We start from the raw sequence: 25,502 nt of genomic DNA on the forward strand, positions 1-25,502 counted from the left end.
TCGTCTCCTTTAATATGTAGTCAAAAACGTTTTCTACGAACAAGAAAAAGAAATAAAGTGAGTAATAAAAATGAATATACGATAGCCCAAGCTGTAAGCCATAAAGTGTGAGTAAGTATATTATATTTGTATTGCCCAAGCATTAGAAAGCTTTCGATAGGTGGGAAAAACCATAGTAACTCTTTTTTTAATCGGATTGAAGCGATAGTTATAAGTAATATAAATGTAAGACTAAGCCAAGCAGTGCTTGCTTTTTGAATAATATTTCTTGTAAATAATGTTGCGATTGAAACCCCTAGTATAGATAAAGACATATGAGCGAGAAATCCGACTAGAAATAAAGAGGCTGTCATTTTTTCGTTGAACATTTGCAAAATAATTGGATAGATTACGGATATAAAAGATAACATAGTACAAATGAGAAGAGCTGTAATATATTTACCAACGTATAATGCTGAAATATTATTTGTATGTGAAATAGTGATTTGTTCTTGTACAGGGTCTTCAGTATGAAAAATGGTGACCGTAATCCAGGCAGATAATAAATAAAGTGCGAGTGCTGTTTCTAAATATGTTGGCACAATAGGAGTCGGTTTATATGTGTATACGAAAAGTAAGCTTACAAAGTACATCGCAATAGGAGGGACGTACTTATACGATTTTGTGTAGTCGAGAAAATGGTACCGAATAAGCGCAAACATAATAAACCTTCTTTCGATTTAAAAATTAGGTTGTAGCAGTGTGATAGACGCTTTTTTATGTAATAAAAACTGAAGTATGTCGTTTGTATAATCTTTTTCGATTTGTAATTGAATGAGGTTTTGATTTGAATTGTGTGTAACGTGTATAAATCCTGATTGCTTTTGTAGTTCTATCGCTGAAAATGTTTCGTGAACGATTGCCTCAATATAGACTTGTTCTGTTGGTTTTTGCACAGCGGTATTTTCCGCAATTGTATGATTAGCTAACGTCACAATTCTATCGGCGAAATTTTCTAGTAGTTGTTTTTCGTGACATGTAAAAAGTACAGATATACCTTGTTGTTTTAATAAAAGTAAAATATGCTCTAGTTCTTGCTGAGAGTTAGGGTCGAGCCCAGAAAGTGGTTCATCTAAAATTAATAAATGGACGTCCGTAAGTAATGCTTGCATAATACCTGTTTTTTGTTTCATACCTTTTGAAAAGTTTCGTACAACGGAATGCCTTGCATGATGTAAATGAAAAGGTTCAAGGAGCATCGGAATTTTCTTTCTTAAGTATTTTGTTGATAAACCGTGAATGTGGCCGAGATGATATAAATAATCCTCCAATGTAAAACGAATCCCTTCAGGAAAATGCTCAGGTACATAACCGATTTGTATATGTTCTTTTCTTTGAAGTGTCCCTGCCGTAGGTGAAATAAAACCTGCAATTATTTTGAGCAAGGTGCTTTTTCCAGTTCCGTTCCCGCCAATAATAGCGAGTGCTTCTCCTTCTGGAATGGATAAATCAATGTTGTCTAGTATGAGTGATTTGCCGTACTTCTTTTGAATTCCCTTTAGTTCTACTAGCAAAGTTCTATCCTTCTTTCTTTAAATAGTGTATACATCCATTATATAGGAGAATCAAAAAAAGACGTGCAGTGAGTGCACGTCTTTTTTTGTTATGTTTTGTCGAATCGTTGATATATTATCGTTTCTCAATCGCTACAATAAATGGCGGGTTATTTTGCTGGTTAATGAAACCATATCGCAAAACGTGAGCTTGTTTTTGATCTAGTTCTTCTGCAAATGTAAGCACAGCGTCACGTTCTATTTGTCCTTCTGGGTGTCCGTGGTAAATGACAAGGACGATGATACCTTCAGGTGCCATTACTTCTAGCAATTGTTCGATCGCCGAGATTGTTGAGTTCGGTTTTGTGACGATATGCTTGTCACCGCCTGGAAGGTAACCTAAGTTGAAGATGGCGCCTGTTACTTTTCCTTTTGCATCTTCTGGTAGTACGGAAAGAAGCGTATCGTGACTATCGTGAACTAAAACAGTACGTTCGAAAAGTTCTTTTTCTTTTAGGCGAGTCGTTGAACTTTCAATTGCTTCTTTTTGAATATCGAATCCAAATACTTTTCCGTTATCTCCAACGATTTCAGCTAGGAAGCAAGTGTCATGTCCATTTCCAAGTGTTGCATCTACAGCGTAATCGCCTTCTTTTACTGCCGTTTGCAACAGTGTGCGTGCAAACGGTAATACACGTTCTAACTTCATTTTTGTTTCTCCTCATTTGCATATTTTCCTTGCCAGCTTCCGCGGCGTACAAATTCTGCATCGATGGAATTTAATACTTCCCATTTATTTAAGCTCCACATTGGGCCGATCATTAAATCAGGTGGACCGTCACCTGTGATGCGGTGCACAATTACGTCTTCTGGAATAATTTCAAGTTGGTCGACAACGAGACTTACGTAATCTTCAAGAGAAAGGAATTCTAATTGACCTTTTTCATATTGCTTCACCATTGGCGTTCCTTTTAATAAATGAAGTAAATGAATTTTAATTCCTTGTACGTCAAGCTTCGCTACTTCACGAGCTGTTTCCATCATCATGTCGTAATCTTCAAGTGGAAGACCGTTAATAATATGAGAGCAAACTCTAATACCGTGCTTGCGTAATTTATTTACGCCTTCCACATAAGATGGGTAATCGTGAGCACGATTAATAAGATTTGCAGTACGTTCATGAACAGTTTGTAGTCCGAGTTCAACCCAAAGGTACGTACGTTTATTTAAGTCCGCTAAATATTCAACGACATCGTCTGGTAAACAATCTGGACGAGTCGCAATAGAAAGACCAACAACGTCTTTTTCTGCTAGAAGCGGTTCGAATTTTTCTTTTAACACTTCAAGTGGTGCATGTGTATTTGTGTATGCTTGGAAATACGCAATACATTTTCCGTCTTTCCACTTTGAGTGCATTTTTTCTTTCATTTCATGATATTGCGTTATAACATCATCGCGGCGATCGCCAGCGAAGTCACCAGATCCAGCCGCGCTGCAAAATGTACAGCCGCCATAAGCAACTGTACCGTCACGATTCGGGCAATCGAAGCCAGCATCTAATGAAACTTTAAAGATTTTTTCACCAAATTCATTTCGTAAGTGGTAATTCCATGTATGATAACGTTTATTGTCGTTTGTATATGGAAAAGGGTTTTGAACCTTCATTACTTTCCCTCCTAAGACGAGTCAAAATAAAGTGAAACTTTAATCAGTGGGGGTTTTGTCCATCCACACTGATTATCAGCCCACACCAATCGGGCGTTTACGGGCAGTTAATCTCCCACCTAACTTCTTCGCTCCAGTTAAATTTGGAGGTGGGGGTCTTACTGCCCGCAAATAGCGGGATGAAACAAAATCCATTATAACATACTCATAAGGTTCATATGGAAGGGGCACACTAAAGGGGAATTGAAGCAAGGAGGGACAATTATGGCAGAGCGTCAATCACTTGAATCGTATATTACACAAGCTGAACAAGCGGTGGAATATGCAAAAGAACAATTAGATCTTGGTATGAGACAAGAGCATTACAATACGATGGAATATTCAGATGCTCAGTTGCAATTAGAGCAAGCGTATAACGATTTACAAACGATGCAACAACATGCGAATGATGAGCAACGTGAGCAATTAAATAGAGCACGTATGGCAATTCGCCAATTGCAACATCAAATGATTATTACACCGCACTAATAAGGAGTGAATGTAATGGCGAAACGTTCAGATCAAAATAACCCAGAGCAAAAAACGCAAAATGGACATAATGCTGAGTTTTCAAATGAACTTGATCCTATCGTTCAAGTGAAACAGCGTAATAGTAAAAAAGGACAACCTCAAAAATCGAAGCAATCAGAGTAAACCAGGTCGCATTATGACCTGGTTTTATTTTATTACAAAAGTGTAAGGTAAATGTAATGTTAACAAATAGCAGTTCCCCTCCAAAAGGCGCAAAATAGGTAATGGAAAAACAAGCGTAGGAGGATATATATGACGAAACCAGTTGTAGACGTGAAAAACGTTCAAAAAGTGTACGGTAAAAAAGGTGAGAACCAATCACACGCATTAAAAGGTGTTTCATTCTCAATTCAAGAAGGTGAGTTCGTTGGCATTATGGGACCTTCTGGTTCTGGTAAAACAACATTGTTAAATGTAATTTCAACGCTTGATAAGGCGACAGGCGGCGTTGTTGAAATTGCAGGAACGGATATTACGAAAATGAAGCAAGGTGAGCTTTCTGATTTCCGTTCGCAAAAGTTAGGATTCATTTTCCAAGACTTTAATTTATTAGAGAACTTATCTATTTACGAAAACATCGCACTTCCGCTTTCACTTCAAGGTGTCCCATCACGAAATATTGGGCCGAAAGTAGAAAAGGTAGCTGATATGTTAGGAATTTCAGCAATACTTCAAAAGTATCCATCTGAAGTATCTGGTGGACAGAAACAGCGTTCAGCAGCAGCGCGCGCTTTAGTACATGAGCCAGCAATTATTTTAGGAGACGAGCCAACAGGAGCTCTTGATTCTAAAAATGCAACGAGCTTACTTGATGCAATGACAAACTTAAATAAAGAACAAGGCGTATCTATTATGATGGTTACTCATGATCCATATAGTGCAAGTTACTGTCAGCGTATTTTATTCATTCAAGATGGTGAGTTATATAAAGAGATTCATCGCGGTGGTACACGTGAAGAGTTTTATAAAGAAATTTTAGATGTGCTTGCAGACTTAGGCACGCAAAAAGCGTAAGAAAGGGGGCTTGGGCATGTTATTTAAACTTTCCATGTCAGGGCTGAAAAGTAAGCTGAAAGATTATATCGTCTTACTTGTTGGTCTTGTCATGTCGATTTCAATTTTTTATATGTTTCAAACGTTAGCGCTGAATAAAGCGTTTATCGAATCTAATTCAGTTATTCAATCAATTGGATTCGTATTCCAAGCAGGTTCATTTTTACTAGCTATTATAACGTTCTTCTACATTTTATATGCGAACTCTTTCTTGCTATCTCTTCGTCAAAAAGAGTTTGGTATGTATATGATGTTAGGAGCAAAAAAGCATAAAGTTACATTACTTATGTTTATTGAAACGATTGTATTAGGCGCTGCGTCTCTTGCGATTGGAATTACAGTTGGTGTAGGACTTGCAGAAGGTATCGGTCAGTTATTAATGAAACAATTGGAATTTGCTGGTGAAGGCTATAAAGCATTTTATATTCCATCTATGACTGTTACTTGCATCTTCTTCTTTGCACTATTTGTATTATCGGCAATTATGAATAGTATTAAATTATCTCGTATTTCTGTATTACAACTTGTACATGCAGATGCACAAACAGAGCGTGTTGCGGTAAAAGGAAAAATGACGGGTGTAGTTGCATTCCTTGCGGTTATTTTATTAGGTATTGGGTATGCATCTATGATGAATATGGAAACGTTAAGAGAGATGGGAATACTTATTGCATTAGTTACAACAACATCTGGTACTTATATGCTATTTGGATCTCTTCTTCCAGTTATTATTAAAAAGTTAAAGAGTAATAAAAAACGTAGTGAAAAAGGGCTTAATGCTTTTACATTTGCTCAATTAAATTTCCGAATTAATAGCTTAACGAAAGTACTTGCAACAGTGGCGATGTTAGTTGCGCTTGGAGCCGGTGCAATTTCAGGTGGTATGGCATTTAAAAATAACGTTATAAAAACAGTTGATGGTGTAGAGATTTACGACTCAGTAGTTCATAATCCAACAGCTGAAGAAAAGAAAATTTTAGATGGTATATCATTTAAAAATAAAGCTGAGTACCGCTATAAAGTAGACGACAAATATATTTATTATGTAAAAGAAGATTTAGAGAAACAAAAGCCACTTATTCGAGACGGTTTAGGTAAAGAGAATTTCGGTAAATATAAAGAAATTTCAGGAGTGGCTCCAGTAGGTACAGTAGCGGGAGCGGTGCAAGATCAAAATGAAAAAGCAATGCCTGAAGAGTGGGACGAGGCATTTAGAACAATTCAACCATACTATATATACAAAGATCATGCCGTTAAAATTGTAAATCAAAAAATGTACGATACTGTAAACGGTAAAGAAGGAATCGTATTTATTGGAAAAACAGACGATTTCGTAGCATACACAAAAGAATGGAAAAAAATTGACGAGTTGCAGCTAGATAAATATAAAAATGTAACAGCTGAACAAATGAATAGTAAATATCAAATGTATGACATGTTCTACGGAGTTGCGAGCGGAACTGTATTTATGGGCTTCTTCCTTGGAATTGCTTTCTTAGCAATGATGGCAAGTTGTTTAATGTTTAAAATTCTTTCTGGTGCATCAAAAGATATTACGCGCTATCAAATGCTTCGTAAAATCGGTGTGCGCCGTGAATTATTAACGAAATCAATTTATAAAGAGTTATTCTTAGTATTCTTATTCCCAGCAATTGTGGGTATCGCTCATGTATTAGTGGGTATGAATATTTTCGGATTTATTTTAGTTGATCCGTACTTCCGTATTTGGTTACCAATCGTAATTTTCGTAGTTATTTATGCGATTTATTACTTCATTACAGTTCAATTGTATAAAGGAATTGTTCTTCCAAAAGAAGATTAATAATAAAAACCGAGCAAAAATGCTCGGTTTTTATTATTTTCAGGAAAAACACTTTAACGTTACTGAAATATATAATATAATGCAAATAAGTAACATACTATACGAGTATCAGCAACCGAAAAATGAAAGGAGGAATCCGATCTGTAGAAAGAGGCTGAACTTGTATCCCCCTAGTTTTTCTACCCACATCGTATTTGTACAATCATAAACTTCCAAATGAAAATTTTCTGGACCTAAGCAGTGTAGTGTGAAAATAATGGATAATACATGGAAATCTCATAGCATGATAAGGTAAAATGGACAACATGATGAGAAAATTACCGTTCATAAGATGAGGAGAATACATGTATGGAAGTTGTAGAGGCATTAAAAGATATAAGCCAAATTGAGGCTATGAAAAATTATTTAAAAGAGCACTCACAGCGTGATTATCTTTTATTTGTTACTGGCATTAACACGGGATTAAAAATTACAGAACTACTTAGCATGAAATTTGAAGAGGTATTAAATGAAGATGGGACTGTTAAAGAGTTTTATTCTCTTCCTGTGAAAGATGAAAAGTTTAAGCAAGATATTTATTTAAATACAAAAGTAAAAGAAGCACTTTTAGAGTATGTACAATCTATTGATGTTAAAAGAGAAAACTACGTATTTCAATCTAATAAAACGACAAATTCAATTACGCGCCAACAAGCGTATCGTGTGATTCATCGTGCTGCGGAAGCGGTTGGGATTGTTGGAAAGATTGGAACGAACTCAATGAGAAAAACATTTGGGTTTCACGCGTACAAAAGAGGAATAGCAATTGCGTTGTTGCAAAAACATTTCCATCACGCGACTCCATCAGAAACGCTCAAGTATTTAGGAATCTCAAAAGATGAAAAGTTTAAAACGGAGATTGATGTAGATTTGTAAAAAAGGGAAGAGCCGTAACTAAAAAATTTTAGGAGGCGGGAATATGAATATTAGAGAAAGTGAACTACCGGGTATTGGATGTAAGTTTGAAGTAACTACAAAAGGTAATGAAAAAATGGTTATTGTTATTCATGATGATGGTCGAAGAGAAATGTATCATTTTGATGCGGATCATGATGAGAGTATTTCAAGCATTGTCCTTCGTGATTCTGAAGCGAGACAAATTGCGGCTATATTAGGTGGAATGGTATATAGACCACAAGCTTTAGATACAATTGAGATGGCTTTTGAAGGATTATCAATTGAATGGTTTAAGGTGGAAAATAACGCACCAGTAGTACAAAAAACAATTGGTAGTTTGAATGTCCGAAAAGCATATAACGTAACGATCATTGCTATTTTGAAAAAGAACATGAAGAAGTTCTTCAATCCAGGTCCAGACTCTATCATTGAAGCTGGCGATATGCTCGTATTATCGGGTGAAAGACATGAAGTGAAAAAAATTATTAAGGAGTTGCTTTCAGCGGGAGGTGACTCGTAATCGATGGATACTTTAGTCTTTGAAGTTGGAACTGCGTTAGTATTAGTGGCTTTTGCAGCAATCCTAGCTGCAAAGTTAAAGTTCTCGATTATTCCGTTTCTCATTATACTCGGTATGCTAGTGGGGCCCCATGCCCCGGATTTAGGGGTTATCGATTTAAGGTTTATTGAAAGCGGAGAAGTTATTTCCTTCCTCGGCCGTATTGGCGTCATATTCCTCTTGTTTTATTTAGGGCTAGAATTCTCAATGAAAAAACTTATAAAATCAGGGAAGTCCATTGCCATTGGAGGCACTGTTCATATATCGCTTAATTTCACACTAGGTTTACTCTATGGATATTTGATGGGCTTTCCTTTATTAGAAACATTAATTATTGCTGGAATTATTACCATTTCATCAAGTGCAATTGTGGCAAAAGTAATTGTTGATTTAAGAAGAGCTGGCAATAAGGAAACAGAGCTAATTTTAGGGATTATTATGTTCGATGATATTTTCTTAGCGGTATATTTATCTGTCGTTTCAGGTTTAGTTCTTGGAGGTGCAACATCATTTATAGGTGCTCTCACAGCCGTCTTAATCGCATTAGGGTATATGTTATTATTCTTTGTAATTGCTAGAAAAGCTACACCGTTCTTAAATAAAATATTAGATATTTCGTCTAATGAAATTTTTATTATCGTAATATTCGCTACTTTATTCTTCGTAGCTGGATTCTCAGAAACAATTCATGTTGCGGAAGCGATTGGAGCTTTATTATTAGGACTCGTCTTTTCTGAAACAGAGCATAGTGATCGAATTGAGCAGCTCGTCGTCCCGTTTCGTGATTTCTTTGGTGCTATATTCTTCTTTAGCTTCGGATTAAGTATAGATCCGTTTTCGTTAGGGGGAGCTGTTTGGTTAACGTTAGGAGCAGTACTCATAACAATCATCGGTAATTTTATAGCTGGAATGTTTGCGGGACGTAAAGCCGGGTTATCGCATAAGGCTTCTACAAATATTGGTTTAACACTTGTATCACGCGGGGAATTCTCTATTATCGTCGCGAATATTGGAATCGCTGGTGGCCTAATGGCAACGATTAAACCGTTCTCAGCTTTGTATGTTTTAATATTGGCGTCGTTAGGTCCCTTGTTAACGAAAGAGTCTGGGAGGATATATTCCTTACTAGACAAAATATTTAAATGGAGTGCTAAAGAAAGTGCAAAACGTAAAAAGGAAGTTGGCTAATGCTACAAGGGAACGATTTCATTGAATATAGAGTAACATATTGCAAAGACGATTAGAATTTATCCCGCTATTCGCAGGCAGTAAGACTCCCACCTCAAAATTCGGTACATGCGAGGAAGTTAGGTGGGAGATTAACTGCTCGTAAAAGCCCGAGTGGTGTGGGCTAATAATCAGAGGGGGATGGACAAAACTCCCTCTGATTAAAGTTTTACTTTATTCTAATCGTCTTTGCGTTATTATCTGAATTTCATCAACTATTAATCAGTTGCCTTCCTATTTAAAAACGACTACAATTTTACTGTTATAGATGAACGAAAAAAATAGAATAGGAGGGGAAACTATGCCAAGGAAAGTATGGCTATTAGTAGCTGGGATGATTATTAATGTCACGGGTGCTTCTTTTTTATGGCCTTTTAATACAATTTACTTACATGATCATTTAGGAAAATCGCTATCAGTGGCTGGAATGGTATTAATGATCAACTCGCTTACTGGTGTAATCGGAAACTTGCTCGGCGGTGTTTTATTTGATAAATGGGGCGGTTATAAATCAACTTTAGTAGGAATTGTGATTACACTCGTATCGATTTTAGGTCTTGTGTTCTTCCACGGTTGGCCGTTATATGTTGTATGGTTAGCGTTAATCGGCTTTGGTTCTGGAATGGTCTTCCCATCGATGTATGCGATGGTTGGTACGGTTTGGCCAGAAGGCGGCAGACGAGCGTTTAATGCGATGTATGTTGGACAAAACGTCGGTATTGCAATCGGAACAGCGTGCGGTGGTTTAGTCGCATCGTATCGTTTTGATTACATTTTCTTAGCGAACTTTATTTTATACTTTGTTTTCTTCTTAATTGCTTTTATTGGATTCCGTGGTATGGAAGACAAAAAAGAGCCAGGAGTGCAAAAGGAAGTCGAAACGAAAAAAGGTTGGTCACTTACACCTGGATTTAAAGCACTTCTTATCGTGTGTGTAGCATATGCTTTATGCTGGGTTACATACGTACAGTGGCAAGGAGCGATTGCAACACATATGCAGGAGTTAAATATTAGCCTTCGTCACTATAGTTTATTATGGACGATAAACGGAGCGATGATTGTTTGTGCACAGCCGCTTGTAAGTATGCTAATTCGCTGGATGAAGCGTTCTTTAAAACAACAAATTATGATTGGAATCATCATTTTTGCGGCGTCATTCATTGTGCTGAGTCAAGCGCAGCAATTCACGATGTTTCTCGTTGCGATGGTGACATTAACGATCGGTGAATTATTCGTATGGCCAGCAGTGCCGACCATTGCAAATATACTTGCACCGAAAGATAAACTTGGATTTTACCAAGGTGTTGTAAATAGCGCAGCGACTGTAGGGAAAATGTTCGGACCGGTCGTTGGTGGAGCAATCGTGGATTTATACAATATGGAAGTATTGTTTATAGCAATCATGGTAATGCTTGTAGTAGCGCTTATAGCAGCGAGTATTTATGATAAACGAGTAAAAGTAGAAGAAACAGTTGAAGAAAAAATTGCAGTTTAGTTTGACGGAACATGTAACATGTTTTAGAATATATTTAAATTAACTCATATTTGTAATAACAGTGAAAAGGAGTAGTAGTAATAGAAGCTGGTTTAGAGAGTTGACGGTCGGTGCAAGTCAATCCACGTTTCGTTATGAACTCGCCTTTGAGTTGCAGTTGTGAAACTAGCAGTAGCAATTGCCGTTAATCCACGTTACGGATCTAAGCGAATGTATATTTGTACATTAATTTAGGGTGGTACCGCGGGAATCTATAACCTCTCGTCCCTTTCTAGGGATGAGAGGTTTTTTGTATTTTGGGCGGTGAAAATAAATAGAATTTTAAGGAGGGTATCTCATGAGCTTTAATCATCAAGAAATTGAGAAGAAGTGGCAAGGGTATTGGGAAGAAAATAAAACATTCCGTACGCCAGATGAGACAGAAAAACCAAAATTTTATGCACTAGATATGTTCCCATATCCATCAGGTGCAGGTCTACACGTAGGACATCCGGAAGGTTATACAGCGACAGATATTTTATCTCGTATGAAGCGTATGCAAGGATATAACGTTCTTCATCCAATGGGATGGGATGCATTCGGTCTTCCAGCAGAGCAATATGCACTTGATACTGGAAACAGCCCAGCTGAATTTACAGAGCTTAATATTAATACGTTCCGTAACCAAATTAAATCATTAGGTTTCTCTTACGATTGGGACCGTGAAGTAAATACAACAGATCCAAACTACTACAAGTGGACACAATGGATCTTCCTGAAATTATTTGAAAAAGGCTTAGCTTACGTTGATGAAGTACCTGTAAACTGGTGCCCAGCGCTTGGTACAGTACTTGCAAATGAAGAAATAATCGATGGTAAGAGTGAGCGCGGTGGACATCCAGTTGAGCGTCGTCCGATGAGACAGTGGATGTTAAAAATTACAGCTTACGGAGATCGTCTATTAGAAGATCTAGATGAGCTTGATTGGCCAGAAAGTTTAAAGGATATGCAACGTAACTGGATCGGTCGTTCTGAAGGTGCAGAAGTACACTTCAACATCGATGGTACAGATGAGAAATTCACAGTTTTCACAACGCGTCCTGATACACTATTTGGCGCAAGCTACTGTGTACTTGCTCCAGAGCATGCACTTGTTGCAGACATTACAACAGCAGATCAAAAAGAAGCTGTAGAAGCTTACATTAATTCTGTAAAAATGAAGAGTGATCTAGAGCGTACAGAACTTGCAAAAGAGAAAACTGGTGTATTCACTGGTGCTTACGCAGTTAACCCAGTAAATGGTGAGAAATTACCAATCTGGATCGCTGACTACGTTCTTGCAACTTACGGAACAGGTGCTGTAATGGCAGTTCCAGCTCATGATGAGCGTGACTATGAATTCGCATCAGTATTCAATCTTCCAATGAAGGAAGTTGTAAAAGGCGGAGACATTACGAAAGAAGCATATACAGGTGATGGTGCTCATGTAAACTCAGCATTCCTTGATGGTTTAAATAAAGAAGAAGCAATCGCAAAAATGATTGAATGGCTTGAAGTAACGAGCGCAGGAAATCAAAAAGTAACGTACCGTCTACGTGACTGGTTATTTAGTCGTCAACGTTACTGGGGTGAGCCAATTCCAGTAATTCATTGGGAAGATGGCACAATGACAGCTGTGAAAGAAGAAGAATTACCATTAGTTCTTCCGAAAACAGATAACATCCGTCCTTCAGGTACAGGTGAATCACCACTTGCAAACATTGAAGAGTGGGTAAATGTTGTTGATCCTGAGACAGGTAAAAAAGGTCGTCGCGAAACGAACACAATGCCACAATGGGCTGGTAGCTGTTGGTATTACCTACGCTACATGGATCCAAATAATAACGAAGCACTTGTAGATCCAGAAAAAGTAAAACAATGGCTTCCAGTTGATATTTATATTGGTGGAGCAGAACATGCTGTACTTCACTTACTATATGCCCGTTTCTGGCATAAAGTATTATATGATATCGGTGTAGTTCCAACGAAAGAGCCGTTCCAGCAATTATTCAACCAAGGTATGATTCTAGGTGAAAACAACGAGAAAATGAGTAAATCAAAAGGTAACGTTGTAAACCCTGATGATATCGTAGCGAGCCATGGTGCAGATACACTTCGTCTATACGAAATGTTTATGGGACCGTTAGATGCTTCCATCGCTTGGTCTGAAAATGGTCTTGACGGAGCTCGTCGTTTCCTAGACCGTGTATGGCGCCTATTCGTTCAAGATAACGGTGAATTAAGTGAGAAAATTACTGATGCACCAAATAAAGAGCTTGAAAAAGCGTACCACCAAACAGTGAAGAAAGTAACAGAAGACTATGCAGAGCTTCGCTTTAACACAGCGATTTCTCAAATGATGGTATTCATCAACGATGCATACAAAGCTGAAACACTTCCGAAAGAATATGTAGAAGGTTTCGTAAAAATGATTGCACCAGTTGCACCTCACATTGGGGAAGAACTATGGAGCAAGCTTGGTTACAATGAAACAATCACATACGCAAGCTGGCCAACATTTGATGAGTCTAAACTTGTAGAAGATGAAGTTGAAATCGTTGTTCAAGTTATGGGTAAAGTTCGCGCAAAACTAACAATGAAAAAAGATGCATCAAAAGAAGAAATGGAACAACTTGCACTTGAAGCAATTGAAGAACAAATCGAAGGAAAAACAGTTCGTAAAGTAATTGTCGTTCCTGGCAAACTTGTTAACGTTGTTGCAAACTAATTCGTAAAAAAACTCAGAGCATCTACGCTCTGAGTTTTTTATGTGAAAAATAAGTTCTGGATCACCTTCATCTAAGTTTTCAATGATGCCGCTTCGTATAAATCCGTTCGCACTAAAAACGTTTTGCATACTTTCATTCGATTCGTTCGTTGAAGAAAAGATTTTTTGCGTAGGGGAATGGGTTAGCATATATGAGATTAATGAGCTTGCATGACCTCGTCTTCTTTTAGTTGGCGAAACAATGATTAATGAGAGGAACGTACAGCCAAAGAAGTTTGTATCGTATGTTAGAAAACCGGAAATAGAATTGTCTTCTTTTATAATGATGCATCTGCCTTCATCAATAGCGTGTTTAATATAATTTCATCTATTATTATTTCTTATTATATCTATATCTATATTTATAATTGAATCTAAATCATTAATTGAAGCTTTAGTGACGTTTTTTAATGGAAATACCTCCGTCCAAAAGAGAAAGAATAATCAGTCGACTAATTGTATCATGAATGAGGAAAAAGGTGAGGAATTCTCGTGCAGACAAACACCTATTCTTTATTAGGAAATATGATAAAAAAGGTAGGCAAAATTGACAAGAAGAGGTGAAAGGAATGAAAGGGATGGACAATAATGCACCACATGGCTTCTCCGGAGGTGGATCGGATAGTTATGAACAAATGATGTTAATGGGAGGAGTGGGACAACAAGGATACGGCGGAATTCCGAGCTGGATGGGGGGAGCAGCTGGAGGAATTCCAGCATCAATGGCTGGCATGCAAACTGGAATGCCAACATTAACAGGAGGAATTCCGGCATCAGTGGCTGGCATGCAAACTGGAATGCCAACATTAACAGGAGGAATTCCGACATCAGTGGCTGGAGCGCAAACAGGAATTCCGACATTAGTAGGAGGTACACAAGGAGGAGTGCCTGTAGGTATGCCAACTACATTTCCATCTTTCGTTGGAGGCGTACAAACAGGATTTCCTGTACCGGGAGTAGGTGTTATAACTGGAGGCGTCGACGGTTTCCCTCAAGGTGTTCACGGTCATCATATGCACCACGGTCAACATCATCACCATGGTTATCATGGTCACCACGGCCAACATCACCACCACGGTCATCACGGTCACCAAGGCCAACACCACCATGGTCATCAACAACAAGTACATCACCAAGGCCACCACCAAATGCATCCGCAGGCTGTTCTTTATCAAACACATCAAGGTCATCAGCATGGTCACCACGGTCAACACCACCATGGTCAACACCACCACGGTCAACACCACCATGGTCAACACCACCATGGTCACCACCACCACCATGGTCAACATCATCACCAAGGCCACCATCAGCAACAAGTACATCACCAAGGTCAGCACCAAGCTCATCCGCAAGCTGTTCTTTATCAAACTCACCAAGGCCAGCACGGTCACCAAGGCCAGCACGGTCACCAAGGCCAGCATGGCCATCAAGGCCAGCACGGTCATCAAGGCCAGCATGGCCATCAAGGCCAACACGGTCAGCAAGGCCAACACGGTCAGCAAGGCCAACATGGTCATCAAGGCCAACATGGTCAGCAAGGTCACCAAGGCCAACAGGGATATCAAGGTCAGCACAGCCAACATCACCAACAATATCCACACCAACAATATCCACACCAGCAATCTTCGCCTTGGACAGGTGGAATTGGAGCGGGAAGAACCGAGACAGCAGCAGCTGGCATTTCAGGGGCAGCAGGACATGCGGGACACGTGGGGCATTAATGAGTTGCAGGAAAAAAGAAATAACAAAAAACTGCTAGGAAATCCTAGCAGTTTTTTTCAGCTTCTTGGCGTTGGCGTTCGATTTCAGCGCGAAGTTGTGGTTCTGGTGCTTCCCAGCCTTCTGGTTTTAAAATTTTGCCGTCGCCCTCACGGAATCGAGGTTTACCATCAGGGAATAGTTTTGCCATGTTTGCGTTGTTTACAATTTCGAATCCTTTATCTGGACGTACGCCCATTTCTGCAAACGTTCCGAATGCAAAGTAAATAAGGTCAATAAGTGCATCGTATTGATCTTCAACAGTCGTTGCTTCTAGAAATTCTTCTAGCTCTTCTTGCATAAAGCTTGCGCGAATTTTTGCACGTTCTTCTGTTAGTTTTGTTGGAGTGTTTGTTACAGGATGTCCGAATACTTCATGCATTTTTGCAACAAGTTCGTACCCTTTATCTAAACCTTTTTCGTTTGTCATGTTGTTTCATCCTTTCTTACGTTATGCCGAAGTTTATTGTAACATAGATGACCAGAGACTATTCTTCTTTCTTAATTAAAATGGATAAAATAAGGTCGATGCCAAATATACCAACGAGCAACATTGGTATAACGACAAGCAAATAACGTGTGAAGGAAACATTTTTTAAGTATGTATGAGCAAATAAAAAGACGCCGAGAAATAAAATACCATTTAAAATAGGCTTTACTAATTTTTTAGACATAAGCTCCCCCGTAAATATCTTTTCTCTCTATTTAGTAATAAAAAACTCCTCTCTCCGTTGTATCATGCTGGAGAGAGGAGTTCAATCATTTCTCATTCGATTACACCAGAATTTGTAATGTTGACAGTGTATTTTACTTTAATTGGAACATCTTTATACATTCTTCGCCACTCTTCTAATTTGAAGGGACGATAATGATGTTTATATCTTGCACCGAGGCCGAGTGGATCCACATTTAAAGATTTAAAGTGTTTAATTAGTTTATTAGCTGTTGCATCTAATTGTTTTTCAACTGATTTTTCTATTTTTTGTGTATTCTTTTTATTGTCTAGGTTGAACTGTTTAGATAGTTCTTGAATACGCGCGTCTAGTTTGACATGTATAAAAAATGATGGTTTCCCATTTTTTATATTTATTTGGTAAGTTGGGACGGATCGAATGTTATTAATCATTGTGTATCCGGAGTTTGCTTTAAACTCATGTGAATCTAATCGGTGTTTTTCTAATAAGCCTTTAAAGGCAAACATATCAGGATAATTAATTTTCCCGACATATTTATCTTTTTTTAAAAGGCCGATGCCAGTAATTTTTATTTTATCTTTCTCTTTTTTGAGGATTGGTAAATAGGAATCTTGGCCTTCACGATAATATCGATAGGCTCCTAAATGTAGATTATCAGTAGGTAAAGGGCCTGTTTGCATATTATGGTCTAACATTTTCTTTATATAAATGGCAACGTTAGATGATGTAGTATATTTACCTTTTAGTAAGTCCATCCCAGTTCCTTCTAATATACCGACATACATTGAGTTCCCGATATTCACATCACGAATTAACGTGTCAAAGGAAGTTGTTAATCCTTTTTTAGCAATTCTTGTAGTAAATAAAGCAACCCGCATTTGTCCACTTGCAAATGGCTGAGAAGACTCCAAAGATGTGTCTGCTTTTACTTGTTTTACTGCATTTGCGCTGCCTTCAAAAACTTGAACCTTATTTCCTTTTTTCTGAATGGGACAAACGAATGTCACTTTAATTTTATTATCTTTTGCTATATCAAAAACAGTTCCTTGAATAAGCTGTACATCATCGATAATATTTTTCTGTAAACATCCGGTTAGACTGAAGAGTATGATGCAAGAAATAAGTATTAATTTGCTTTTACTTTTGATTTTTTCCATTTTCTTTTCACCCACACAATGATAAATAGGATTGGGATGTATACATAAATGAGCCAAAAACTAACTTTGGATGCATTACTAATAAAATCATTAATATCATGTCTGTTCGTTAAAAGCTGTGAAACAATGAGGATAATAAGCATGAAAGTAATTAAAACTCCTCTTTGTTTTACACGAAATATTTCATGTATTCCTCTCGTTGCCGCCCATAAAGGAAGAATAAAGCTGGTAATAATAACGAGTGCGTAAGCTGAAATTGCAATATATTCTAGCCTTTCTATGAATGGTAATTGGATTACTTGGGTCATAGAAAGTTGTGACCAAATCGTTTTTGACAATTGTTTCTCACTAAAAAACGCAAAGGCTAAAAGGGTACTAAACAAATATAGAAAGTTTGAAAATAGTGCTCCGTATTGAGCGAATTTATGAGATTGCTTCGGATTTTTCACAAATGGATAAATCATAAGATAAATCTCAAATCCTGTCATACTGTAGATTGACAGCTTGGCGGATTTTAAAATATCTGAAAAAGAATGTGTGAAAATAGGTAGTAAATTAGACCAATGTGAGTATTTCAAAACGAATAGGCTAAGAAATAAATATCCCAATGTACCACCAACTGAGATGACGCAAACGCCAGTAATGACACGAAATCCAGAAGAAATAATGTAATAGCCAACTAAGCTTAAAAAAATTGTTAGCATCCAAGTGGAAGCGGTAGGGAACATCCATACTTGAATAATTTCAACATATGTTCGAATGACGGAAATACTGACGATGAAAAAATAAGCCGCAAAGATGATATTAATGCCGTTTCCTAGCCATTTTCCAAATGTTTGCCGATGTAAATCAATTAAATTCCCGTTTGTTTCTTTTAATAAAAAATACATCATCCATATAAGAATATGGATACAGATTCCTGTGATTACAACCCCCATCCAGCCGTCGTATCCAGCGGCTTTTGCAATAATTCGAGCGAATCCAAGAACGCCAGCACCAAACTGTGCACTGTGAATTAAGAAGAAAACAAAGATAGGAGATATTTGATATTTTTCTTGAACTTTACTCATCAATGCACCTCATTCCTTAATCATCAAAATCCGATTTATGTTTTGTTGAAATCCCTTTTGCTGATTTTTTTACATGTTGTGGTCTCGCTTGTACATCCCTTGTATCAATCATTGTTAAGGGAAAACGAATCCAAGAGTCTTTAACAGATTGTTGTCTTGTTGGATAAAACAAAGCGTACGGCTTACGTAAGGAAGTAAGTCTAAATAGATGGGTAAATAAAAAGATAAATCCAAGAGAAATCCCGAAAAGTCCTCCTATTTCTGCAAATATAAGAAACGGGAAGCGTAGTAATCGAACTGCATTACCCATTTTATAAATAGGCGTAATAAAGGAAGCGAGTGCTGATAATGCAACGATAATTAATAAAATATTACTCGTTAAACCAGCTTGTACAGATGCTTGCCCGATTACGATACCGCCTACAATACCGAGTGTTTGACCGACTTTCATCGGTAACCTCGCACCAGCTTCTCTTAATAAGTCGATTGCGAGTTCTAAAAAGAGTGCTTCAATTAAAGGTGGAAACGGTACTTGTGCCCTCGATAAAATCAAAGTTTCAAGTAAATCACTTGGAATGAGTTCATAATGATAATTTAAGACTGCAACGTATAACGGTGTAGCGCAGATTGAAAATAAAACGGCGATAAGGCGTAAAATTCTTGAAAATGTAGCGTATAGCCAAGAGACGTTATAGTCTTCTGGTGAAATGAAAAAATCGAAATATGATACAGGTGTTAGTAGAACACTTGGAGAACCATCAACAAAAATAGCGATTTTTCCATCAATTAGTGCTTTTGTAACTCTATCGGTGCGTTCTGTATTGATATAGAGAGGGAAAATAGACTTTTCCCCCATTAATTCTTGTATATAAGCACTATCATTAATTTGATCATATTCAATAGCACGTAAAGATTCTTCTAGAAAATCAACATTATCTTTTTCAGCGAGGTTGTCTAAATACATCATGACAACTTTTGTTTTTGAAAACTCACCGACAATCATTTCTTTTGTTTGTAAATCTAAAACAGGAAGACGCTTTCGAACTAAATTTATATTTGTATCAATATCCTCTACGAAACCTTCTTGAGGACCGATAACAGTTGATTCATTTAAAGGAGGAGTTGGCGCACGATAATTATCAATTGCAATGTTTGCAAGCATACATTTTTGATCTTGCTGGTTCAATTGAATAATTGCATGTCCCTTTAAAACCATATCCTCAATTTTTTGTAAGTCGTTCGTAATTGTAATACCACTCATCGGAATACGTTCTTTTAATTCTTCTAATGAAGTACAAGGTCGTTCTAACAGAGTAGGCATTAAATATTTCTGTAATTTCTCTCCATCAAGTGAAGGTCGATAGTAAGAAATATAATAAGGCATCGTTTCATCATCAGATGTATGGTAATTAATAAAATCACTAGACTTTTTAAGCTTCTCTATTAAATCTTGTAGAGAATGAATACGGTCTTTTTTTGGTTTTGTAAAATCATAAATACTATTACTTCCAGCGTTTTGTTGCTTACCTTGAGACGAGTCATCTTGCTTAGAGTTTTGCTGTTTATCTTGGGAAGAATCGTTTTGCTTAGCACCTTGCTGTTTAACTTGAGATGAGTCATCTTGTTTAGAGCTTTGCTGTTTATCTTGGGAAGAATCGTTTTGCTTAGCGCCTTGCTGTTTAACTTGAGATGAGTCATCTTGTTTAGAGCTTTGCTGTTTATCTTGGGAAGAATCGTCATGCTTATCATTTTGCTGTTTATCTTGAGAAGAATTATTTTGTTTATCATTTTGCTGCTTATTTTGAGAAGCACTTTCTTGTTTATCATTTTGCTGCTTATTTTGAGACGAATCATCTTGTTTATTGTTTTGCTGCTTATTTTGAGACGAATCATCTTGTTTATTGTTTTGTTGCTTATTTTGAGACGAATCATCTTGTTTATTGTTTTGCTGCTTATTTTGAGACGAATCTTCTTGTTTATCGTTTTGCTGCTTATTTTGAGACGAATCTTCTTGTTTATCGTTTTGCTGCTTATTTTGAGATGAATCTTCTTGTTTATCGTTTTGCTGCTTATTTTGAGACGAATCATCTTGTTTATCGTTTTGCTGGCTATTTTTATCTTTGTTATGTTTCATACTTCTAGTTTGTTGTTGCGAGTCATCTGTTTGTTGTGTATTTGATTTTTTTTTCTTACGTAACCAATTCCAAATCATATGTATGCCCTCTTTAATTGTGTAATATAGTGCTATTTTGTGGCTAATTTTGTATATTATTCATTTATTTATGAAAAGAAGAAGGAGATTGGTTTACATAGAAAAAATCCTTAAGTGAGCAGTTCATACTATGACGGGAAGAAGGCGAATCTGTGCAAATTGTAAAAAAGGAGAAGTTTGTTTTAAAAGAGTTTACGTTTGAAAATGGTAGGGAAATTCCTGTTCAAATGGGGTATGAGACGTATGGTACTTTAAATAGAGAAAGGTCAAATGCGATTTTGGTTTGTCATTATTTTAGTGCAACAAGTCACGCGGCAGGGAAATATACAGAACATGATGAGGAATCTGGTTGGTGGGATGCGCTCATTGGACCTGGAAAAGCAATTGATACAAATAAATATTTCGTTATATGTACTGATAATCTTTGTAATGTGCAGGTGAAGAACCCGTATGTGATTACAACGGGACCGAAATCAATTAATCCAGAGACTGGAGGCGAATATGCAATAGATTTTCCGGTTTTTACATTTCTTGATGTAGCTCGTATGCAATATGAGTTAATAAAAGATATGGGAATCTCAAGATTACATGCTGTAATGGGACCTTCGGCGGGTGGGATGATTGCGCAGCAATGGGCTGTTCACTATTCTCATATGGTAGAGCGGATGATTGGAGTGATTACGAACCCGCAAAATCCAATTATCACGTCAGTAAATGTAGCGCAAAATGCGATTGAAGCAATTCAACTCGATCCAAGTTGGAAAGGCGGAAAATATGGAGAGGCGCAGCCAATGAAGGGACTTCATTTAGCAAATAGAATGATGTTTATGAATGCGTTTGATGAACATTTTTATGAAAAGGCATTTCCTCGTAATAGTATAGAGATAGAACCTTATCAAAAATTTTCTGCATTATCATCATTTGAGAAAGAGATAAATAAAGCGATATATAGAAGTATAGAGTTAGTAGATGCAAATTCGTGGATGTACACTGCGAAGGCAGTCTTACTACATGATATTGTGCATGGGTTCTCTTCTTTGGAAGAAGCTCTTTCTAAGATAGAAGCGAATGTGCTTATGATTCCATGCAAACAAGATTTGCTTCAGCCGTCTCGTTATAATTATAAAATGGTAGACATTTTGCAAAAACAAGGGAAGTATGCGGAAGTGTACGAAATAGAAAGTATAAATGGGCATATGGCGGGAGCGTTAGATGTTCATTTATTTGAAAAGAAGGTTTATGAATTTTTAAATCGGAAAGTATCTAGTTTTGTGTAGCAAATAAATGACGTGAAAAAGGTGCGATATGTGTAGTAGGCACCTTTTTTTACATGATTTGCAGACGGAAAATATATGTAGCGATTGCTATACCGAAGAACGCTATACTGAGCAATAGAAATAAGAATGACATTTCTTGGGGGGATTTTATCTTTTTACTATTTTTCATACTAAGTGCAATGATCGCAGCGATTAAGAAAATAATGCCCATAATGAAAAGAAAAAGTGTCATTTTGATCGACTCCTTTCATAAAAACAAGTATATTGAGGATACAATGTGATAGTGATGTTTGTAAAGAATAAGTTTTGCGGGGAAATTGAGAAATAAATTCTCCTTTCTTTGCGTTCCTTCTTTCGCATGCTAAAATTGATTAGAAATAGTTGTTTAAAGAAGAAACTAAAGGTTTTATTGTATATAAGGAGGAACGACATATGACAGAAGTTAAAACAATTACAACAGAAGAAGTGCAAGAGCGTTTAGAAAATGGGGAAACGCTATTTTTAGTAGACGTAAGGGAAGATGAAGAAGTAGCGACAGGAAAAATTCCAGAAGCTATACATATTAAAATGGGTGATATCCCAAATAAGGTAGATTTCTTTGATAAAGAGAATGAATATATCTTTATTTGTCGTTCGGGAATGCGCAGTGAAAATGTATGCCATTATTTAAATGAGCAAGGATTTAAAACAGTAAACATGGTTGGCGGAATGCTTCAATATGAAGGGGAAACAAAATAGTTAATTGTTAAAAACTTGAAACGAGTCTGTTTCAAGTTTTTTTCTTTTGCATACAGTATACAAAAGGGGGAGGGGAAATGGGGATTAACATGCGTAAAGTAAAAATTATTAATAATACAGGAGCTGTTAATGTCGGCGACTGTTATGATATCTCGCCTTTTGCTGCAGCGAAAATATATGCAGGAGCTGGAGGATCGAGTGCGGCTATTTTTTTAAATGGGAAAAGGCAGCCGGAAGCGGTGATTAGAACATCAGTATTTCTTCCGCCATTAGCAACGAGTACACGTACATTAGGTTCGTAAAGGAAAGGTAGAGTGTGAGTATGCCTGCGCATATAAAAGAGTTTATTATCGTTAATAATACTGGGAATATATTTACGGGTGATAATTTGCGTGATACTTCATTTACTGCTTCGAAAACGTATAGTGGTTCAATGGGTTGCACCTGGATTGACGTTGTTACAGTAATAGGGACGGAGACGAAGCTTTGTTTACAACCGGGAGATTCGGTGACGACAACCTATACACGAGGTACTCCTGCTGGTACTGTAACGGGAACAAATATGGGGCAAGGTGCAAATGTGTCGAGTATATCGCAAGCTGTCCCTAATACAGATAATATGGATTCAGTAGCTGGACTCCCTTAAGGAATTAAGGGAGTTTTTATTATTTAAAATAAAAATAGTCTTGGAGATTATTTTTGTAAATAGATTAAGAAGAAGAGGTTTATCTAGTGTGAAAAAGATGGTCTGTAGGTGGTGAAAGTGTGAAAAATCGTGATAATAAAGGGAAACAACATTCGTTAAACTCTAATTTTAGAATTCCGCCAGAATTTATTGGGCCTACTTTCCCTCCTGTTTCAACTGGATTTACTGGCATTGGGATTACAGGCCCAACAGGTCCACAAGGTCCGACTGGCCCTCAAGGACCAAGAGGATTTCAAGGTCCGATGGGATTGAGGGGGCCGACAGGACCACAAGGTGTGCAAGGAATTCAAGGGCCAGCTGGACAAATGGGTGCAACAGGACCAGAAGGACAACAGGGGCCGCAAGGATTGAGGGGGCCAATAGGAGCAACGGGAGCAACAGGTTTACAGGGCGTGCAAGGAATTCAAGGGCCGATCGGTCCAACGGGCGCGACAGGAGCACAAGGTATACAGGGAATACAGGGGTTGCAAGGTCCGATTGGGGCTACTGGACCTGAGGGACCTCAAGGAATTCAAGGTGTGCAAGGGCTACCAGGAGCAACAGGTCCCCAAGGGATACAAGGAGTGCAAGGGATACAAGGCTTACAAGGACCAAGTGGAAGTACGGGAGCAACTGGAGCAACAGGTCAAGGGGTTACAGGCCCGACTGGAATAACAGGTCCAACAGGGATAACTGGACCATCAGGAGGACCTCCTGGTCCAACTGGTCCGACGGGGGCCACAGGTCCAGGAGGCGGACCGAGTGGAAGTACAGGGGCGACTGGAGCAACTGGGAATACTGGGGTAACAGGTAGTACGGGAGCAACGGGAAATACTGGTCCTACTGGAAGTACAGGAGGAACAGGTGCGCAGGGGATACAAGGAATTCAAGGTATCCAAGGGCCAATTGGCCCAACAGGTCCAGAAGGCCCGCAGGGCATTCAAGGGATTCTTGGTCCGACTGGAGTAACAGGTGAACAAGGAATTCAAGGTGTTCAGGGAATCCAAGGGATAACGGGAGCAACGGGAGATCAAGGTCCACAAGGTATACAGGGAGCTATAGGGCCTCAAGGAGCAACAGGAGCAACAGGCGATCAAGGTCCACAAGGGATCCAAGGTGTACCAGGTCCAACAGGAGACACAGGTCCTCAAGGAGTTCAAGGAATTCAAGGGCCGATGGGTGATATAGGACCAACAGGTCCAGAAGGTCCAGAAGGACTTCAGGGGCCACAAGGAATCCAAGGGATACCAGGACCAGCTGGAGCAACAGGTCCAGAGGGTCCACAAGGGATTCAGGGAATTCAAGGACCAGTAGGAGCAACGGGGCCAGAAGGTCCACAAGGAATACAGGGAGTACAAGGGATTCAAGGGATAACAGGAGCAACAGGAGCACAAGGAGCAACCGGAATTCAAGGAGTACAAGGGGAAATAGGTCCAACTGGTCCAGAGGGCCCCCAAGGAGTGCAAGGTGCTCAAGGGGCGATTGGTCCAACAGGTCCGATGGGACCACAGGGAGTGCAAGGAATCCAAGGAATTCAAGGACCGACGGGCGCACAAGGTGTTCAAGGTCCACAAGGAATTCAAGGAATCCAAGGCCCAACGGGAGTAACAGGAGAAACGGGAGCAACAGGGGCGACAGGGGAAGGAACTACAGGCCCAACTGGAATAACAGGTCCAACAGGGGTAACGGGACCTTCTGGAGGACCAGCAGGACCGACTGGCCCAACGGGGCCATCAGGTCCGACCGGAATAACAGGTCCATCGGGTGGACCACCTGGCCCGACAGGAGCAACTGGTGCTACAGGAGCAACCGGAGATACCGGTGCGACAGGCTCAACCGGAGTGACTGGAGCGACAGGAGAAACGGGAGCAACAGGAGTGACGGGTTTACAGGGGCCACAAGGAATCCAAGGAGTGCAAGGAGACATAGGTCCAACTGGTCCGCAAGGAATCCAAGGTCCGCAAGGAATCCAAGGAGTGACAGGAGCAACGGGAGACCAAGGCCCGCAAGGAATTCAAGGCCTACAAGGAATCCAAGGTCCAACAGGTCCCCAAGGAATCCAAGGCCCACAAGGTCCTCAAGGAATTCAAGGAGCAACCGGAGCGACCGGAGCGCAAGGCACACAGGGAATCCAAGGAATCCAAGGGATACAAGGCCCGACCGGTCCACAAGGTCCAACTGGAATTCAAGGGATTCAAGGGGAGATAGGCCCAACAGGTCCGCAGGGTGTGCAAGGCTTGCAAGGTCCACAAGGCCCAACTGG

General features: G+C 38.7%; 25 protein-coding genes, 1 pseudogene and 1 other annotated feature. Of the genes and pseudogenes, 15 read left to right on the forward strand and 11 right to left on the reverse strand.

Annotated elements, in window-relative coordinates; genetic code table 11:
- Positions 1-20: 20 nt before the first annotated feature.
- The 4 genes from ACQKNR_RS14665 to ACQKNR_RS14680 form a co-directional block, all read right to left on the reverse strand.
- The gene (locus ACQKNR_RS14665; protein WP_427318536.1) at positions 21-701 is read right to left on the reverse strand and encodes an ABC transporter permease; all 681 of its coding nucleotides are present in this window, start codon (positions 699-701) and stop codon (positions 21-23) included.
- Positions 702-719: 18 nt separating this feature from the next.
- The gene (locus ACQKNR_RS14670) at positions 720-1,553 is read right to left on the reverse strand and encodes an ABC transporter ATP-binding protein (RefSeq protein ID WP_427318537.1); all 834 of its coding nucleotides are present in this window, start codon (positions 1,551-1,553) and stop codon (positions 720-722) included.
- A gap of 115 nt (positions 1,554-1,668) precedes the next feature.
- The gene (locus tag ACQKNR_RS14675) at positions 1,669-2,241 is read right to left on the reverse strand and encodes a class I SAM-dependent methyltransferase (protein ID WP_427318538.1); all 573 of its coding nucleotides are present in this window, start codon (positions 2,239-2,241) and stop codon (positions 1,669-1,671) included.
- Positions 2,238-3,197: a TIGR01212 family radical SAM protein gene (locus ACQKNR_RS14680; RefSeq protein ID WP_427318539.1), complete on the reverse strand. Its 960-nt coding sequence runs from the start codon at positions 3,195-3,197 to the stop codon at positions 2,238-2,240. Before ACQKNR_RS14680 ends, ACQKNR_RS14675 begins: the two co-directional genes overlap by 4 nt.
- A 264-nt stretch (positions 3,198-3,461) precedes the next feature.
- On the opposite strand from ACQKNR_RS14680, the gene ACQKNR_RS14685 reads away from it, so the two are divergent.
- From ACQKNR_RS14685 to leuS, 9 genes are all read left to right on the forward strand, one after another.
- Complete coding sequence (locus tag ACQKNR_RS14685) at positions 3,462-3,725, forward strand: YtzC family protein (RefSeq protein ID WP_000840865.1); 264 nt, start codon at positions 3,462-3,464, stop codon at positions 3,723-3,725.
- Between the two features lie 15 nt (positions 3,726-3,740).
- Positions 3,741-3,890 (forward strand): hypothetical protein, encoded by a 150-nt coding sequence (locus ACQKNR_RS14690; RefSeq protein WP_001129340.1) that lies wholly within the window; start codon positions 3,741-3,743, stop codon positions 3,888-3,890.
- A gap of 129 nt (positions 3,891-4,019) precedes the next feature.
- Positions 4,020-4,781: an ABC transporter ATP-binding protein gene (locus tag ACQKNR_RS14695; RefSeq protein WP_000165839.1), complete on the forward strand. Its 762-nt coding sequence runs from the start codon at positions 4,020-4,022 to the stop codon at positions 4,779-4,781.
- Positions 4,782-4,797: 16 nt separating this feature from the next.
- Positions 4,798-6,642 (forward strand): FtsX-like permease family protein, encoded by a 1,845-nt coding sequence (locus tag ACQKNR_RS14700; RefSeq protein ID WP_427318540.1) that lies wholly within the window; start codon positions 4,798-4,800, stop codon positions 6,640-6,642.
- Positions 6,643-6,990: 348 nt separating this feature from the next.
- The gene (locus ACQKNR_RS14705) at positions 6,991-7,557 is read left to right on the forward strand and encodes a tyrosine-type recombinase/integrase (protein WP_427318541.1); all 567 of its coding nucleotides are present in this window, start codon (positions 6,991-6,993) and stop codon (positions 7,555-7,557) included.
- A 43-nt stretch (positions 7,558-7,600) separates the two neighbouring features.
- Entirely contained in the window at positions 7,601-8,098 is a 498-nt protein-coding gene (locus ACQKNR_RS14710; RefSeq protein ID WP_427318542.1) for a cation:proton antiporter regulatory subunit, read from the forward strand.
- 3 nt (positions 8,099-8,101) lie between these two features.
- Positions 8,102-9,325: a cation:proton antiporter gene (locus tag ACQKNR_RS14715; RefSeq protein ID WP_427318543.1), complete on the forward strand. Its 1,224-nt coding sequence runs from the start codon at positions 8,102-8,104 to the stop codon at positions 9,323-9,325.
- A 340-nt stretch (positions 9,326-9,665) separates the two neighbouring features.
- The gene (locus tag ACQKNR_RS14720; RefSeq protein WP_427318544.1) at positions 9,666-10,859 is read left to right on the forward strand and encodes an MDR family MFS transporter; all 1,194 of its coding nucleotides are present in this window, start codon (positions 9,666-9,668) and stop codon (positions 10,857-10,859) included.
- A 52-nt stretch (positions 10,860-10,911) separates the two neighbouring features.
- Positions 10,912-11,131: a binding site (T-box leader), on the forward strand.
- A 65-nt stretch (positions 11,132-11,196) separates the two neighbouring features.
- The gene (gene leuS, locus ACQKNR_RS14725; RefSeq protein WP_427318545.1) at positions 11,197-13,605 is read left to right on the forward strand and encodes a leucine--tRNA ligase; all 2,409 of its coding nucleotides are present in this window, start codon (positions 11,197-11,199) and stop codon (positions 13,603-13,605) included.
- Between the two features lie 36 nt (positions 13,606-13,641).
- On the opposite strand, the pseudogene ACQKNR_RS14730 reads toward leuS, so the two are convergent.
- Positions 13,642-14,031: pseudogene (locus ACQKNR_RS14730) on the reverse strand (GNAT family N-acetyltransferase); the annotation flags it as partial.
- Positions 14,032-14,213: 182 nt separating this feature from the next.
- Here ACQKNR_RS14730 and ACQKNR_RS14735 point away from each other — a divergent pair.
- Positions 14,214-15,368, forward strand: a complete 1,155-nt coding sequence (locus ACQKNR_RS14735; protein ID WP_427318746.1) for a VrrB protein — start codon at positions 14,214-14,216, stop codon at positions 15,366-15,368.
- A gap of 44 nt (positions 15,369-15,412) precedes the next feature.
- Here ACQKNR_RS14735 and ACQKNR_RS14740 read toward each other — a convergent pair whose 3' ends face one another.
- The 5 genes from ACQKNR_RS14740 to ACQKNR_RS14760 all read right to left on the reverse strand — a co-directional run bounded on the left by ACQKNR_RS14740 (position 15,413) and on the right by ACQKNR_RS14760 (position 20,539).
- Positions 15,413-15,835: an HAD family hydrolase gene (locus ACQKNR_RS14740; RefSeq protein WP_193410690.1), complete on the reverse strand. Its 423-nt coding sequence runs from the start codon at positions 15,833-15,835 to the stop codon at positions 15,413-15,415.
- A gap of 58 nt (positions 15,836-15,893) precedes the next feature.
- Positions 15,894-16,079, reverse strand: coding sequence for a hypothetical protein (locus tag ACQKNR_RS14745; protein ID WP_000038779.1), 186 nt, complete (start codon positions 16,077-16,079; stop codon positions 15,894-15,896).
- Positions 16,080-16,171: 92 nt separating this feature from the next.
- Positions 16,172-17,257: a Ger(x)C family spore germination protein gene (locus ACQKNR_RS14750; RefSeq protein WP_427318546.1), complete on the reverse strand. Its 1,086-nt coding sequence runs from the start codon at positions 17,255-17,257 to the stop codon at positions 16,172-16,174.
- Positions 17,227-18,327: a spore germination protein gene (locus ACQKNR_RS14755; protein WP_427318547.1), complete on the reverse strand. Its 1,101-nt coding sequence runs from the start codon at positions 18,325-18,327 to the stop codon at positions 17,227-17,229. Before ACQKNR_RS14755 ends, ACQKNR_RS14750 begins: the two co-directional genes overlap by 31 nt.
- 16 nt (positions 18,328-18,343) lie before the next feature.
- Entirely contained in the window at positions 18,344-20,539 is a 2,196-nt protein-coding gene (locus tag ACQKNR_RS14760) for a spore germination protein (protein WP_427318548.1), read from the reverse strand.
- Positions 20,540-20,691: 152 nt separating this feature from the next.
- On the opposite strand from ACQKNR_RS14760, the gene ACQKNR_RS14765 reads away from it, so the two are divergent.
- The gene (locus tag ACQKNR_RS14765) at positions 20,692-21,816 is read left to right on the forward strand and encodes a homoserine O-succinyltransferase (protein WP_427318549.1); all 1,125 of its coding nucleotides are present in this window, start codon (positions 20,692-20,694) and stop codon (positions 21,814-21,816) included.
- A 49-nt stretch (positions 21,817-21,865) separates the two neighbouring features.
- On the opposite strand, the gene ACQKNR_RS14770 is transcribed toward ACQKNR_RS14765, so the two are convergent.
- Positions 21,866-22,048 (reverse strand): hypothetical protein, encoded by a 183-nt coding sequence (locus ACQKNR_RS14770; RefSeq protein ID WP_193410684.1) that lies wholly within the window; start codon positions 22,046-22,048, stop codon positions 21,866-21,868.
- A 200-nt stretch (positions 22,049-22,248) separates the two neighbouring features.
- Here ACQKNR_RS14770 and ACQKNR_RS14775 point away from each other — a divergent pair, with 200 nt between their 5' ends.
- The 4 genes from ACQKNR_RS14775 to ACQKNR_RS14790 form a co-directional block, all read left to right on the forward strand.
- Positions 22,249-22,554 (forward strand): rhodanese-like domain-containing protein, encoded by a 306-nt coding sequence (locus ACQKNR_RS14775; protein ID WP_427318550.1) that lies wholly within the window; start codon positions 22,249-22,251, stop codon positions 22,552-22,554.
- A 77-nt stretch (positions 22,555-22,631) separates the two neighbouring features.
- Positions 22,632-22,856 carry a spore germination protein gene (locus ACQKNR_RS14780; RefSeq protein WP_427318551.1) on the forward strand — a complete coding sequence of 75 codons (225 nt, stop codon included), beginning with the start codon at positions 22,632-22,634 and terminating at the stop codon, positions 22,854-22,856.
- A 20-nt stretch (positions 22,857-22,876) separates the two neighbouring features.
- Positions 22,877-23,200, forward strand: coding sequence for a hypothetical protein (locus ACQKNR_RS14785; RefSeq protein ID WP_193410681.1), 324 nt, complete (start codon positions 22,877-22,879; stop codon positions 23,198-23,200).
- 119 nt (positions 23,201-23,319) lie between these two features.
- Positions 23,320-25,502: BclA-related collagen-like exosporium protein (locus tag ACQKNR_RS14790; RefSeq protein WP_427318552.1), on the forward strand; the 2,183-nt coding region annotated here is incomplete at its 3' end.

Source organism: Bacillus sp. NPDC094077 (assembly GCF_050279465.1).
GTDB lineage: Bacteria > Bacillota > Bacilli > Bacillales > Bacillaceae_G > Bacillus_A.

What these genes read in the sequence shown, in the direction of transcription:
- ACQKNR_RS14760 (WP_427318548.1), bottom strand. Translation starts at nt 20,539, where the DNA reads ATGATTTGGAATTGGTTACGTAAGAAAAAAAAATCAAATACACAACAA.
- ACQKNR_RS14710 (WP_427318542.1), top strand. Translation starts at nt 7,601, where the DNA reads ATGAATATTAGAGAAAGTGAACTACCGGGTATTGGATGTAAGTTTGAA.
- ACQKNR_RS14675 (WP_427318538.1), bottom strand. Translation starts at nt 2,241, where the DNA reads ATGAAGTTAGAACGTGTATTACCGTTTGCACGCACACTGTTGCAAACG.
- ACQKNR_RS14720 (WP_427318544.1), top strand. Translation starts at nt 9,666, where the DNA reads ATGCCAAGGAAAGTATGGCTATTAGTAGCTGGGATGATTATTAATGTC.
- ACQKNR_RS14750 (WP_427318546.1), bottom strand. Translation starts at nt 17,257, where the DNA reads ATGGAAAAAATCAAAAGTAAAAGCAAATTAATACTTATTTCTTGCATC.
- ACQKNR_RS14695 (WP_000165839.1), top strand. Translation starts at nt 4,020, where the DNA reads ATGACGAAACCAGTTGTAGACGTGAAAAACGTTCAAAAAGTGTACGGT.
- ACQKNR_RS14700 (WP_427318540.1), top strand. Translation starts at nt 4,798, where the DNA reads ATGTTATTTAAACTTTCCATGTCAGGGCTGAAAAGTAAGCTGAAAGAT.
- ACQKNR_RS14780 (WP_427318551.1), top strand. Translation starts at nt 22,632, where the DNA reads ATGGGGATTAACATGCGTAAAGTAAAAATTATTAATAATACAGGAGCT.
- ACQKNR_RS14745 (WP_000038779.1), bottom strand. Translation starts at nt 16,079, where the DNA reads ATGTCTAAAAAATTAGTAAAGCCTATTTTAAATGGTATTTTATTTCTC.
- ACQKNR_RS14680 (WP_427318539.1), bottom strand. Translation starts at nt 3,197, where the DNA reads ATGAAGGTTCAAAACCCTTTTCCATATACAAACGACAATAAACGTTAT.
- ACQKNR_RS14740 (WP_193410690.1), bottom strand. Translation starts at nt 15,835, where the DNA reads ATGACAAACGAAAAAGGTTTAGATAAAGGGTACGAACTTGTTGCAAAA.
- ACQKNR_RS14755 (WP_427318547.1), bottom strand. Translation starts at nt 18,327, where the DNA reads ATGAGTAAAGTTCAAGAAAAATATCAAATATCTCCTATCTTTGTTTTC.
- ACQKNR_RS14735 (WP_427318746.1), top strand. Translation starts at nt 14,214, where the DNA reads ATGAAAGGGATGGACAATAATGCACCACATGGCTTCTCCGGAGGTGGA.
- ACQKNR_RS14685 (WP_000840865.1), top strand. Translation starts at nt 3,462, where the DNA reads ATGGCAGAGCGTCAATCACTTGAATCGTATATTACACAAGCTGAACAA.
- leuS (WP_427318545.1), top strand. Translation starts at nt 11,197, where the DNA reads ATGAGCTTTAATCATCAAGAAATTGAGAAGAAGTGGCAAGGGTATTGG.
- ACQKNR_RS14770 (WP_193410684.1), bottom strand. Translation starts at nt 22,048, where the DNA reads ATGACACTTTTTCTTTTCATTATGGGCATTATTTTCTTAATCGCTGCG.
- ACQKNR_RS14715 (WP_427318543.1), top strand. Translation starts at nt 8,102, where the DNA reads ATGGATACTTTAGTCTTTGAAGTTGGAACTGCGTTAGTATTAGTGGCT.
- ACQKNR_RS14705 (WP_427318541.1), top strand. Translation starts at nt 6,991, where the DNA reads ATGGAAGTTGTAGAGGCATTAAAAGATATAAGCCAAATTGAGGCTATG.
- ACQKNR_RS14690 (WP_001129340.1), top strand. Translation starts at nt 3,741, where the DNA reads ATGGCGAAACGTTCAGATCAAAATAACCCAGAGCAAAAAACGCAAAAT.
- ACQKNR_RS14785 (WP_193410681.1), top strand. Translation starts at nt 22,877, where the DNA reads ATGCCTGCGCATATAAAAGAGTTTATTATCGTTAATAATACTGGGAAT.
- ACQKNR_RS14775 (WP_427318550.1), top strand. Translation starts at nt 22,249, where the DNA reads ATGACAGAAGTTAAAACAATTACAACAGAAGAAGTGCAAGAGCGTTTA.
- ACQKNR_RS14665 (WP_427318536.1), bottom strand. Translation starts at nt 701, where the DNA reads ATGTTTGCGCTTATTCGGTACCATTTTCTCGACTACACAAAATCGTAT.